Below are 13,427 nucleotides of genomic sequence, written 5' to 3' on the forward strand. Positions count from 1 at the left end.
TCTCTCTCTTAGTAGAGTCGGGTACTAGTATCTAATTCTTGCGGGCAAGCCCATGTCATGTCGAATTGGGTTTTCAACCATTCGCACGTTGTCTCCGATGGGGTCGCTAGCACTTGTGTTGTCTTGGTAGCCGATAGCGTGCCCTAGTTCATGACCAATCTCGACAGAAAGTGGAATGGTCTGCATTCCGTCGGCCGTCGGTATTTTTGGCAGATGGCAAATATCAACAAAAACTGTGTGGGGATGACCTTCGCACCCCAAATAGTCTCCGGTCGGGCAGTAGCTGCCAGCCAAATTTGGATCGCTCGTCTGGCGAATCTCGTAAACAGTATCCGAGTTCTCTAGATCGCCATTGATGTCACGCGCGGTGGCTGAACCTCTATTTAGATCAGCGTAGGCATTCATCAAGATTCGAGCGACGTTGGGATCGTCTGCGACGACTTTTACTATGAGTCCCGTAGGATCTGTGAAATCAATCGGGTCAGCCCCCACATAGGCATACATACTAGGCCCAGCGTTGAGTCCCAACGGATCGGGCTGAGTGTAGCGCCCCGACGCCGGCTCATAGTAGCGGTTGACGTTGTAATTTAACCCGCTTTCAACGTCGTAGTACTGACCGGCAAAACGAAGGTTGATGGTAATACCGTTAGGCGTGGCGGGCTGCATCTCACCAAAAGGGTTAGCCCGGCGCGGGAACACCCAGCCTGACGCTCCGCTGGCGTCGGTGCCAGCTCGCGGTGTATCCAAGTCATCGGCATGGATGAAAGTAATCGCTGTCCCAGCCACCACGGCTACAGGCATGTTGCCTAGCCACACATAATCCCGCGAAGCATCTCCCAACTCGCTCAGCAGGTGCGTAGCCGCGTCATATGCAAACCGCGTCTGCACCGCACCCACGGTCTTGCTAATCCGCAGACCCAACGCGTCGTAGGCATAAGTCGCCACCGTGCCGCCATCCCGCTGCACTACCGTGAGCCGCCCACGCCCGTTGTAACCAAAGCCCCACGTACTGCCAGCCGTCGCGTTGCCGGTCATCGAGCCATTGGCGTCGTAGGTGCGCGCGCTATTGCCGATGCTGGTCAGCCAGTGCGTACCGGCCTGGTAACCGTAGGTTCCGGTAGCGAGGCCAGGTGCTGTTTTGCTCAACCGATCGCCAGTGCGGTTATAGGTGTAGGCCTCGATCGCGTTACCACCGGCGTCCTTCACTGACGTTAGTCGATAGAGCGGATCGTAGGTGTAGGTTTCAGTTGCCGGCGAGGCTCCAGGCGCATCGCCTAAGGCAACGATGTTTCCTGTGGCGTCCCGCGCGAAGTGCAGGTTCAGCGCCGGGCTGGTGACGTCGGTCACCTGATAGTTGGCGTCGTAGTTCCGGGTGACGGTCTGTCCATTACCCAGGGTGTAGCTCGCGATCGGCCCGAAGGGCAGGTAGGTCGCGGCCTTGACCACCTGGCTCGCCGTGCCATTAGCCGGCGTCACGGTCACCGTGGTGATCTGGCCAAGCGCGTCGCGACCGTACTCGGTCAGCAGGCCGGTCGGGCTGGCCACGGCGGCGAGGCGTCCGGCCCGGGTGTACACATAGTCGGTGATATCGGTCACCGTGCCCTGGGTCTGGCGCTGCTCGGTGGCGCGACCCTGGTTGTCGTAGCAATAAACGGTGGTGACCGCCGTTTCCACGATGCGCGTCAGACGCCCGACCGGGAACGAAGTCGCGCAGCCCGTGACGCTATTGGCCTCGTCGTAGTGATAGGCGATGTTGAGACTGGCATCGACATACGACGTGGATATCTTGCGACCCAGTGCGTCGAAGACCTGGGTCGCCACCGTGGCCTTGGCATCCGTGCGCGTGAGGGGGTTGCCTGCCGCATCGAAGGTCGCCGATTGGGCGCCGGTATCCGGACTGGTCTGGCCGGTCGGATTGCCCAGCCCGTCGAAAGCGTACGTCGTCACCAGGCCATCCGGATCCGTCACCGAGGTCAGCTGATCCTTGGCATCGAAGGCGAACACACTGGTCGTCGCCTTCGTCGCGGCGTCGGTTCCGTTGGCGTTGGCCACGCGAGTGACTAGGCGGTCCAGGACATCGAAGGTGTCTTTGCGGACCACACCCAATGCGTCCTTCGCCGTGACGAGGTTGCCGTTGGCGTCGTAGCTCCCCGTCGCCGTCGCATCGAATACCGTGTGCGCTCGGCCATCGGTAACGCTGACCAGCTGGCCAAGCGTGTTGTACTTGCGAGACATGGCGCGCCGCGACGCTCCAGTCGCGTCGAAGGTCTCTTCCTTGATGCGGTTGCCCGACGCATCGAGCGTGTAGTGAATGTGGTTGCCGGCGGCATCGGCGGCGTCGATCAGGCGATGCGCGTCGTCGTAGGTGAAGGTGGCGGTCACGCCATCGGCATCCGTCGCCGTCTTCAGCGCGCCTGTGGCTTCATAGGTGAGTGTGGTCGTCGCGTCGGCCGCCGAGGGGGAGCCATCCGCATTGGCGCGTACCGTACGGGTAGCGAGCCAGCCGCGCGGCGTATACGTCACATCGGTGATGACGCCATTGGCGTCTTTCTGGCGCAGCGGACGGCCGTGGCGGTCGTACGCCATGGAGGTGATCGCCTGGCCGGCCGCGTTGATGACCTGGGCCAGATCACCGGCCCGGTGGCAGGCACCGCCGATGGAGGTGCAGCCGCTTTCGTCGGTCGTCAGGTAGTAGATGTAGCGGGTGAGGTCCGTCACGTCGGTGCGAGGCCCGTCGACCGTCAACAACAGCCCTGTCCGGGGGCACTGAGTCGAATCCACCGCATCGCAATAGGTGTAGCGCGTCTGGCGAACGCCCGTGGGCGCCTGGGCTTGGCTGCCGCAGTCGTACGCCGCGGTGATCGTCGGATCGATGGCGCACTCCGCGGTCACCTGGCCGCGTGCGTTGTATGTCCAGCTGTTCTGCGCCACTACAACGCCCTTGGCATCCGAAACGACACGGGTGAGCGGCTGGCGGTGCGGCGCGTCCCAGGTGGTGCTGGTCGTGCGCTGCTTATCGGTTCCGGATGCCTCGACCTGCTTGGTCAGCAATCCGTTGGCGTCATAGGTGGTCGCGGTCACCGTGCCACGGTAGTCCGTGTAACTGGCGGGATAGCCACGGGTGTCGTACTTCGCCGACTTCCAGGGCTGGTTGCACTGGTTGCCGCAGAGCGTATCGGCGCCGCTCGGCTTGAGCGTCTGGGCTCCGTCATCCACGAAGTTCAGCGGCACCGCCAGCCCCAGAGGCGTGGTCATCTGGGCTGGAATGCCGCCGTTGGAGGTGTAGCTCGCGTAAGACAGCGTGATCTTGTCCGCGCCACCGGCGAACTGCGACGAAAGCCCGCGATTCTTGCTGTCGTAGGTTGTCGTCTCAAAGCGCACGCCTTTCTCGTCGATGACACCCGTCAGTTCCGATGGGAATGTGGCGGGCGCTGCCGCGTAGGCCGCTTCGGCGTACAGGTACTGGCGCGCGGAGTTGTCCGCATAGGTCACCTTGACCAGGTTGCCGTTGTCACCGTACGTGTAGGTGGCCGCTTGACCGGCCGGATCTGTCACCTTCGACAAGCGGCTTTGAGCGTCGTAACTCAAGCTCAGCGCCCGCCCCTGAGGATCGGTAACGGTGATCAGGAGACCCGGAGTCGGTGCGACGGCCGGATCAGTCGCTGCATCACTGTAGGCCAGTGTCGTCGTCGCGCCATTATCGTCGGCAATGGACAGCAGACGCCCGGCTATGTCGTAGGTCTCCATCTCCCGCGTGGCCGCCACGCGAAGCACATATCCCGTGGACACGCCGGTCGTCGCATCCTTGGTGACTGCCAGAGTTTCTGCGGCGTCCGTATCAGCAGTCCATACGCCGCCCTTGCTCCAGAAACGTACCAACGAGCCATCGGGACGACGGGCATAAATCAGTCCCCCGTCGGCTCCGCTGCTGGGCATGAGGTTGATGGTTCTATCGAACGAATGGCGCCATTTGGGCCCCAATGTGGTGGAGACCACAAAACTAGAAGAGTTGTAGAAACGGCGAAAAGTGAGCCATGGCGACGTGTGCAGATCGGTATCCTGACGAAACACGCTTCCATTGGAGGCATTGATCGGATCGCCTTCCAGAGGCGTACCCACGTTGGAGGACCCCGTCTTGGTCATGCCCTCCTGGGTGCTTCCGCGAGGACCAAGCGTATCCGCCGACGAGCCATTACCGCCCGTACACATCGTGCGGCAGCCGCCTGCATTTTTTGGCGCAAATCCGGAACCTTTGGCATCGGTAGCGAAAATATAGCCGCCGAATGTTTTCCCCGTGGTCCCATCCGTATTGACGTAGTTGATGGTGACCGAGGCGGCGCTATCGGAAGTAGAACCAGAATAGACAACGGAGAATGTGTGCGGCTTGCACGTCAAGTTCGTCGCGCAAGAGTTCTCATAGCGAGCAATCAACGAATTGACCGCCGCATCGACGGAAAGGAAGCCACTCTCGGATCCGAACGCCGTGTTGTAGCTGTAGGGCGGTCCATAGACCCAGGTGGCGTGTGCGCCCAAGGACACCAGTGTCAGCGCAGCGCACATCCAAAGGCGCACGCGCACAGAGAACGTCGAACTCATGTGGAACATCCTTATTCCGTCCAATTTAGTTTGCAAAAGGCTACGGCAAATGCTTTTTCAGTTTTATTGCTGACGCAGAACTTCTTCTGCACGACTACGCGCTACTACCGCGATTCGTTCGTCACGAAACGGCCACCGTCATATGTGATGTCTTAATAGACTGGCTTCAGTACCGCCTATTGAAACGATCACACACGACACGTCCTCCCCGCTGCAGGAAAGCGGAGGTAGCGAACGAAGTGTTGGTTGGTGAGGTTCCCGACCCGCGGGTTGGTAAGCGCACCATGCTTGGCGATCATCCTTGTCCCTGTAAGTTGACGAGCTCTTTCCTGAGCAGACTTGACGCTTCCGCGCCAAGGAGAAGATCCGTCCCATCGTCGAAATAGCGCTTCCCCTGCGCCCGATCACGCTGCCGTTACGGCTGTGCTGAGGCGATTAGGATCGCCCGGGACTGCATCAAAGGGATGTGAAGAATCTTGCGACGTTTATACCCGGATGCAGCGCGTCGCGACGAGAAGCGAGAGAGCAGACATGCCTCGTGCATAAGCGGCCGACAAGCGTGGCCGATCGGCTAACGCAAACGATCAAGTCATTTCTTGCATGAAAACCGCTTCGATCATCGAGAAGCACGCAGGCTTCCCAGGAGCATGTCTCCGGCAAAAATTATCCGGCCTCAATCCCCGTCGCCCTGCTACACTCCGCCCCCGCATTCACCAGGGGACCCACGGAATGAAGCTCTTCGGCTACACGGACAACGCCGCCACCTCGCAAGGCCCCCTGAAGCTCTCCGAGGTCACCGTGGTGTGCACGCCGGACGAGCTTCGCGCGATCGCCGAGGTGCTTACCCATATCGCTGACGACATGGAACAGACCGGGCTCGGTCACGTCCATCTCGCGGATCGCGTCGAAGGGTTGCAAGACAGTCCGCAGCTCATCGTGATGAAGGCCGAGGGGTAACTCGCGCGACGGACTCGTTTTACCCACGCGGGATACGCCAGGAAGGCTGCGCCCATGACGGATAACGACCCCTTCTACCTGCCCGACCCTTCGCCCATCCCGCCGCCGACGCGCGAGACCTGGTTTCTCCGGCGAGGCATGATCTGGCGAGGAGCGAAAGAGGCTCATTGGTGGTCGCCGCCGGATAATGCGTGCCGCCACTTGCATCGGGCCGGGCAGCGGTTCGACCTCGACATGGGGCTCAAGGAAGGCGTGCATCGCGTTTTTCCTGGCGAAGATGCCGGATGCAAGTGCTACTCCATCCCGATTTATGTGGAGAACGGCGTTGCCGTCGGCAAGGATCGGTTCGAGCGCAATGTGACGCTGGCGACGATCGGCGCCAGCGCAATCATCCTTGCCGTGATTGGCATGATCGCGTGGCTTGAGCAGTGACCATGAGGCATGCCATGGCGTCATGGCCATCGCCTCTACTACGTCGACATCCTTCTGACCCGACCCTTGGCCGAGCGGCGCCATGACAGCGCCGCCGGCCACGATGCTGAATCAGGCGACGGTGTAGCCGCCATCCACCAGCAGGCCGTGTCCCGACACGAACGACGCATCGTCGGAGGCAAGGAACGCGACGACCTTGGCTACTTCTTCGGGCGAACCGGCGCGGCCGGGGACCGTCGATGCGGCGAAGGCGTCCTTCGCTTCCTTGCTCGGCCAGATGCGGTCCTGGAATGGCGTATCGATGATGCCGGGGTTCACCGCATTCACACGCACGCCTTCCTTGAACCACTCGATCGACGCGGTCTTGGTCAAGCCGAGCACCGCGTGCTTGCTGGCGATATACAGGCCGGCATGCGCGAAGCCGATGATGCCGCCCATGGACGCGTTGTTGATGATGACGCCGCCGCTCTGCGCCAGCATGGCCTTGGCTTCGTGCTTCATCGACCAGAACACGCCGCGCACGTTGGCGTTGAAGATGGTGTCGTACACCTCGTTGGTCTGCTCCACGAAGGGCGAGAACTCGCCTTCGGTGCCGGCGTTGTTGAAGGCGATGTCGAGGCGGCCACAGGAGGCGATGGCCTTCGCCACCAGATCGATCACCTCCTGCTCCACGTTGATGTCGGCGACCACGGCGGTGGCGTCGTGCCCTTCGCGCCGGATCTCCTCGGCCAGGGCATCGATCTCGGCTTTCCGGCGGGCGCTGACGATCAGCTTGGCGCCACGGCGAGCCAGTTCGAGCGCGGTAGCCCGGCCGATGCCGGAGCTGGCGCCGGTGACCAGCGCCACTTTGCCGGCGAGCGAGGGATTTGCCACATGTGCGTTCATATCATCTCCAGAATCAGTGGGTTGGGTTCGAAGGACCCGGCCCATGCCCGCCCGTGTCCTGTCGTTGGGCGGCATTCTGGCGATGCGCATTGCTACGATAAAGTAAGCAATATTTACGACGATGATGAGTGACATTCACCAATGGACCCCACTGAGCTAAGCGAGCTCGCGGTCTTCGCCGCCGTCGCCAGGCACCGCAGCTTCCGCCAGGCGGCGACAGAGCGAGGCACCACCGCCTCCGCCGTCAGTCACGCCATCCGGAACCTGGAGGCGCGCGTCGGCGTCCGGCTGTTTCATCGCACCACGCGCAGCGTCTCGCTGACGGAAGCGGGCGACATGCTGTTCTCCCGCCTCGAGCCCGCCTTGACGGACATGCGTGCCGCCGTCGACGCATTGAACTCGTTCCGCGCCACGCCATTCGGGACGGTTCGATTGAACGTGCCCAACTCGCTCGCGCTTTACGTGCTCGGCGACGTGGTGCCCGCGCTGCTGGCGGCGAATCCGGGACTGAAGCTGGAAGTCGTCGCCACGGACGCCTTGGTCGACATCGTGGAGGGCGGCTTCGACGCGGGCATCCGCTTCGGCGAGCGCCTGTCGCAGGACATGATCGCGGTGCGGATCAAGCCGCGATTCCGCTTCACGGTGGTGGGCTCTCCGAGCTATTTCGAGCAGCGGCCCGCGCCCCGGCTTCCGCATGACCTGAGGGAGCACGCGTGCATCCGCTACGCCTTTCCCAGCGGCAGCCTGCTCCACTGGGAATTCGCCAAGGGCGGCGAAACCATCCAGGTGGATGTCGACGGTCCGCTGACGGTGGATAGCCAGGAGCTGATGGTGGAGGCAGCGGCGCGGGGCGTCGGGCTCGCTTATGTGTGGTCGGACCGCGCCGCGCCCTACATCGCCGATGGGCGGCTGCGGTACTGCCTCGAAGACTGGTGCCGTACCGAAGAGAACCTGTTTCTCTATTTCCCCAGCCGCAAGCATCAGTCGGCGGGGCTGAGGGCACTCATCGATGCGATGAAGGCTTAAGCGTTTCGATCGGGGGCCGGTTGGCGCACGGCCGTGCACCTCATGACGCCTGGCACCCGCATCGCCGCGCCAGCCGCCGTACGCTTCGATCTCGTGGCTTGAGAGCCGCGCGGGCGAGACTCGATGCATCGCCGCCGGCCGATCTCGCCGGTCGTGTCGATTTTCTCTTTCCCCGCTCGTCATCAAGAGGCCACGGCAATCCAGCCGTGGCTTATACGCACATAAGGCCCAGACAATGAGCAAGATGATCTTCGTCAACCTGCCGGTGACGGACCTGCAGCGATCCATGGCGTTCTACGAAGCGGTCGGCGCCACCAACAACCCGCATTTCACCGACGCCACCGCAGCCTGCATGGTGATCTCCGAGACGATCTACGTGATGCTGCTGACCCACGACAAATGGCGCCAGTTCACCAGCAAGCCGATCGTCGACGCGCACGCCAATGCCCAGGTGCTGCTGTGCCTGTCGGCGGGCAGCCGCGACGAGGTCTCCGCCCTGGTCGACAAGGCCACCGCCGCCGGCGGCAAGGCCGATCCCACGCCGACGCAGGAGTACGGCGTGATGTTCGGGCGCAGCTTCGAGGATCTGGACGGGCACATCTGGGAAATCATGTGGATGGACCCCAGCGCGATTCCGCCGCAGGGCTGAGCGTAAAGCGTAGGTTGGGGTGAGCGCAGCGAACCCCAACGTGGCGCGATCGCGTGCCAGGTGTGTCGGGGTTCGCCTATGGCTCACCCCGACCTACGGCGTCCCGTTCAACCACCGGAACGCGCGCCGCACCCACGATCCGGCCAGGTCCGAGTTCCACACGAAGGTCGCCACGCTGCGTGGCGGCATCGTGTACTCGAAGCGTGTCTGCCCCTCGGCCACCGACACGGTACGTGCATTGGTATGGCTGTTCACCATGACCAGCACGACCGAGCCATCGGTCCGGTTCTGGAATGCCACGTTGGCGATGCCCTTATCGGCATCCGTATCGGTCGACTTCACGCGCACCGCGCCCGGCAGCACGAACTTGCTGAAGTGCGCGAGTGCGTAGTACTCGTCGTTGCGGCTGACCGCGCCGGTCTGCGAGTCGATCGTCACCACGCCCTTGCACAGATCGCAGCCGCCGAAATGCGGCCCGTGGTTTTCGTCCAGCGCGAGATTCCAATAGATCACCCCGCGCGCCCATTGCCGCGTGCCCAGCACCAGCAGGTTGCGCGTGAACCAGATCAGCTCGCCATTGGCCGCGGAGGCCCAGTCGCCGCCGGAACACTCGGTGAGGTAAGCATCCTTCTTCGGGAACGCGCGATGCACTTCGCCCTGCGCGTACTGGCTGCCTTCGTAGCAATGCCAGGCCACGCCGTCCACATAGGGAGCCGCGGCCGGGTCGCCCAGCACGGCTAGCGGTTGCTCGGGGTGATTCCAGTTGTGGTCCCAATCCAGGATGCGCGTCCGCGGTTTGCGGCTGGCCAGCTTCGGGCCGAGGTACTGCGCGATGACGCGCGCCCGCGTTTCCGCGCTCATCTCCATGCCGGGGTAGGTGATCGGCGTGAAACTGGGCTCGTTCTGCAAGGTCAGGGCGAAGATGGGGATGCCGTAGCCGCGATAGGTATCGAGGTATTTGACGAGATAGTCGGCGTATGCGCTTTCGTACTGCGCCAGCAGCTCGCCGCCGATCAGGTTCTCGCTGGTCTTCATCCACGCCGGCGCGCTCCACGGCGAGGCCACGACCAGCAAGCCCGGATGCACGGCTATGACCTCGCGCATCACCGGGATCACGTCCTGCAGATTGGCCGTGACGTTGAAATGCGCGAGGCCCGGGTCGGTCTGCCCCTGGGGCACGTCGTCCAGGGTGTACGGCTGCAATGAGAAATCCGAGGCGCCGATGGTCAGGCGCATCATGTGGAAATTGAGGTTCGGCGGCGGGCCGAACAGCTCCTGCAACAAGGCGCCGCGCTGCAAGGCGTTGAGCTTGTTCTGCAGCAGCCAGGCCGAGGAGTCGGTCAGCGCCGCGCCGAAACCGGTCATGCTCTGATAGGTGGTGTGCGTGTCGATGATGACGTCGGCCGCCTCCTGCTCGCGCAGGTGCATCGCGATGTCGGGCTGGCTGGCCAGCTGCAGCCGGCGGTTCTCGGTGCTCAGCCAGACCTCGACGGCCGGCATGGCCGGCTGCATCGACGTGGCGACTCGCGATACCACCGGGGTTTGTTCGAAACTCGGCGCATACAGCGCGCCCAGGGTGAACAGGACAAGCAGTACCACGAAGATGAGGGCAACCCGATGATGGGATTCCGGCCTCCGCTCATCCATGGTGCGCACACACCCTGTTGCTCATGTTGCAGCTCACTTCGATCACGCGTCTCCCCGGCCCTCGTCTCGAACTATGCGCCGGAATTACCTCCGGAATAAAGACGGGATGACCGAAAATTTCGCATCCCGACGTTTTGATCCGCCATGGCTGGCGGAACCTCGTCGGCGCCGGGAAAGCATGCACCGGCATTCGCCGGGCGCGCATCGACTGTGATGCATATCCACTTAGCCGCAGGGCAAGGCTCGATCGGCGGGGGCCATGCACCTGTATTGACACCCTCCTGTGCTAGCTTCCGCGCGCCATCGGCGGCCCCTTGCCGGTGGCATTGGCATATCTGCCCAATCACAAGGAGATCGTGATGAAACACCTGTTACACCTGGCCGCGCCGGCTGTCCTCGGCGTGGCGCTTTTCGTTGCCTGCGCACCGTCCTCGGCCACCGATGCGCTGCCCGCGCAGGCCACCGTCGGCGAGATCGCCACCCCCTCACCGGCCAGTTCGCCGCAAGGCGTCGACGTCGCGTTCGATGGCAGCGTGTGGTACGCCGAAACCACCGCGGGCAAGCTCGCCGTGCTTCGTCCGGATCGCAGCTCGGCCGAGTATCCGGTGCCGAACGGCGGCCAGCCGTTCATCGTCAAAGCCGGCGTCGACGGCATCTGGTTCACCGACAGCAAGACGCACGCCATCGGCCATCTGAATCCGCTTACCGGCAAGATCGTGGAGTACGCGATCCCCTCCGGCGCCTCGCCGTTCTTCATCCAGATCGCGCCGGACGGCAGCAAGTGGTTCACCGAGACCGCAGGCGTGGGCCGGCTGTCGCCCGACGGCACCTTCACCGAATGGCAGGTGACGCTGGAACATCCGGACGACAACATCGAACAGTTGAGCCTCGACAGGTGGGGCAATGTCTGGTTCGTCGAGCGCAACTTCGACGGCGCCGGCGAAGCGGGCACCAACAAAGTGCGCCGCCTCAATCCCTGCACCAACGTGATCAGCACCTATCCGGTGCCCACCTTCGGCGGGAATCCCGCCGGCGTGATCGCCAATGCCGACGGCACCGTGTGGGTCTCCGAGTACTTCGCCAATGCGGTGGCGTTGCTCGATCCGCTCACCGCGCCGCACACGGATGACGTCGTGCAGCCCGGTCGCCAGTGGGTGACCGGCCAGTCGGCCCCTTCGCAGCGCATCGTCTCGGGACGGACCCCGGACACGCGCACGCAGGTGGCCGCCACGACCCGCACCGTACAGCCGGTGGTGACGCCGGGCTGGATCGAATTTCCGCTGCCGACCGCCAATGCCGAAGCCGAGGACATGCGCACTGACGGCCGTGGCCGCCTGTGGTTCGAGGAAGACGCCGGCTTCCTGGCCGTACTCGATCCCAAGACCGCCAAGGTCACCGAGTACCCGATCCCCTCGGCCAACAGCGGCTACTACAACATCGCGCTGGATCAGCGTTCGGGCCTGCTGTGGTTCACCGAAGCGGGCGTGTTCGCGCCGGTCACGACCAAGATCGGCTATCTGAATACGCGCTACTGAGGAACCTCGGCGCCGCCGCTTCCGGCGGCGCCGCTTGCCAACGCCCGGTTGACAGCGACTTACTGCTGGCGACCGGGCGTTCTAGAATGGCGCGAATGGCTGCGAAGCGAGGGATCGAGTGTCGCCGTTCAATCTGTTCCAGCGCGTCTCCAAGGCGCCGACCAACCCCAAGGCCGAGCAGGCGCCACGGACGTTCGACGTCGCCGAGCTGTACGAGGGCCCGGTGCGCACGGCCGCCGACACGGAAGCTCACCCGGTGCGCCTCGACGAGAAGCTGCGCCAGGCGTATTTCTGGATCGTCAACAACGCGATCATCAGCCCGCACTACGACATCGAGTACCACGACGGCCCCTCGGCCACGTTCGCGGTGGGCGATACGCGCCGCACGCTGACGCTGCCGTCGGCGCAGAGCTATTCCAGCTACGTGCTGCTGCCGCTGCTGACCTTCGCGGCGCGGCGCAAATGCCTGTTCATCGGCGGCCCCGGGCGCGGCAAGACGGCCAGCGCGATCCTGATGGGCGTGCTCGCCGGCTACCCCGTGCGCGAGGTGCGTCGCGCCATGCAGCACGGCCATCCGCAGATGACCATCGCCGATCTGCTGGGCAACCCTCTGCCGGCGGATCTGGTCGCCGCGCAGGACATGGGCGATATCCGCATCGCCTGGCGCAAATGGCTGGCCATGCGCGTGAAGATCATCGACGAGTACAACCGCATCCCCACGCGAACGCAGAGCGCGCTGCTGACGGTGATGGGCGACAACTACGCGGAGATCCTCAACCACGTCTTCGAATGCCCGGAATCGGCCTGGTATCTCACCGCCAACGACGACCGCGGCGGCGGCACCTACCAGGTGGTGGAGGCGCTGCGCGACCGCATCGACGTGGTGGTGCAGGCGCTGGCCTTCAATCCGCGCTTTCTCGACGAGCTGCTGCTGCGCGTCGAGGAGAACATCCGGCCGGAGGAAGTGGTGCCGCGCGACATCATCTTTTCCGAGGCGGAAGTCGATCGCCTGGGCGAGGAGATCCGCGCCGTCGAGGTACCGCACGACGTGCGCCGCCGCCTCGAGTTTTTCGCCAGCCAGTTCGAAATGATGGAAACGGCCGGCGCGCAGTTCGAATACCTGACCAAGGACACCGTGCGCCTGGCCGGCGCCGACTGGGCGCAGGCCACCGCGGCGGATACCGGCCGCGACCGCATGAAGGATCTGGGCTGCCAGACTCGCAACGGCCTGTCGGTGCGCAACCTCACCACGCTGCTGGTGTTCGCCAAGGCGCTGGCGTACTTCCGCGGCAACGCGGCGGTGGCGCTGGACGACCTGCGCCACGTCCTGCCGTTCGTGCTCAACGACAAGTTGCAGCCGGACCTGGACGCACCGTTCTTCGCCCTGCCGGAGAACGCCGCCTACCGCACCGATCGTCTGAGCTGGCTGCGCTGGTTGTTCGATGCGTCCAATGCGGAGTACGACCGCCTGGACCTCGATCGCGACGATCCGGTCGGCGCGCTGTCGGCGGAGTTCGCGCGCGGGCTGGACGGGCTTAGCGAGCGCGAGACGCGCTCGCGGCTGGTGCGCATCGAGCGGCTGATCGAAGAACGGGTAAAGGGCCGCAAGCTCTACGGGCATCTCTACGACGACCTGCTCAAGCTCAAGTACCTGCACCAGCGCTACACCAATTATCTGCACTGGCAGCAGGCGCGCTGAG

9 protein-coding genes are annotated in these 13,427 nt (G+C 63.6%); 6 read left to right on the plus strand and 3 right to left on the minus strand.

The genetic code is table 11. The features are described 5' to 3' along the window. Positions 1-24: 24 nt before the first annotated feature. On the minus strand, positions 25-4,605 hold the full coding sequence (locus ACNR9O_RS19890; protein ID WP_473685553.1) for an RHS repeat-associated core domain-containing protein: 4,581 nt from the start codon (positions 4,603-4,605) through the stop codon (positions 25-27). Between the two features lie 720 nt (positions 4,606-5,325). Here ACNR9O_RS19890 and ACNR9O_RS19895 point away from each other — a divergent pair. Both ACNR9O_RS19895 and ACNR9O_RS19900 read left to right on the plus strand, forming a co-directional pair. After that, entirely contained in the window at positions 5,326-5,553 is a 228-nt protein-coding gene (locus ACNR9O_RS19895; RefSeq protein WP_473685551.1) for an Imm32 family immunity protein, read from the plus strand. A gap of 54 nt (positions 5,554-5,607) precedes the next feature. Then, positions 5,608-5,985, plus strand: coding sequence for a hypothetical protein (locus ACNR9O_RS19900; RefSeq protein WP_473685549.1), 378 nt, complete (start codon positions 5,608-5,610; stop codon positions 5,983-5,985). A gap of 111 nt (positions 5,986-6,096) precedes the next feature. On the opposite strand, the gene ACNR9O_RS19905 is transcribed toward ACNR9O_RS19900, so the two are convergent. Beyond that, complete coding sequence (locus tag ACNR9O_RS19905; RefSeq protein ID WP_473685547.1) at positions 6,097-6,870, minus strand: SDR family NAD(P)-dependent oxidoreductase; 774 nt, start codon at positions 6,868-6,870, stop codon at positions 6,097-6,099. A 141-nt stretch (positions 6,871-7,011) separates the two neighbouring features. Between ACNR9O_RS19905 and ACNR9O_RS19910 the strand changes: the two genes are divergently transcribed. Both ACNR9O_RS19910 and ACNR9O_RS19915 read left to right on the plus strand, forming a co-directional pair. Beyond that, entirely contained in the window at positions 7,012-7,896 is an 885-nt protein-coding gene (locus ACNR9O_RS19910) for a LysR family transcriptional regulator (RefSeq protein ID WP_473685545.1), read from the plus strand. 235 nt (positions 7,897-8,131) lie between these two features. Next, complete coding sequence (locus tag ACNR9O_RS19915; RefSeq protein ID WP_473685543.1) at positions 8,132-8,545, plus strand: VOC family protein; 414 nt, start codon at positions 8,132-8,134, stop codon at positions 8,543-8,545. Between the two features lie 93 nt (positions 8,546-8,638). Here ACNR9O_RS19915 and ACNR9O_RS19920 read toward each other — a convergent pair whose 3' ends face one another. Then, entirely contained in the window at positions 8,639-10,192 is a 1,554-nt protein-coding gene (locus ACNR9O_RS19920; protein WP_473700678.1) for a glycoside hydrolase family 30 protein, read from the minus strand. 359 nt (positions 10,193-10,551) lie between these two features. On the opposite strand from ACNR9O_RS19920, the gene ACNR9O_RS19925 reads away from it, so the two are divergent. After that, positions 10,552-11,727, plus strand: a complete 1,176-nt coding sequence (locus tag ACNR9O_RS19925) for a Vgb family protein (protein ID WP_473685539.1) — start codon at positions 10,552-10,554, stop codon at positions 11,725-11,727. A gap of 118 nt (positions 11,728-11,845) precedes the next feature. After that, a complete protein-coding gene (locus tag ACNR9O_RS19930) occupies positions 11,846-13,426 on the plus strand; it encodes an AAA family ATPase (protein WP_473685537.1) in 1,581 nt (526 codons plus the stop codon). The last annotated feature ends 1 nt before the right edge of the window (position 13,427 follow it).

The sequence above is a fragment of the Dyella sp. CR10 genome, from assembly GCF_055814425.1.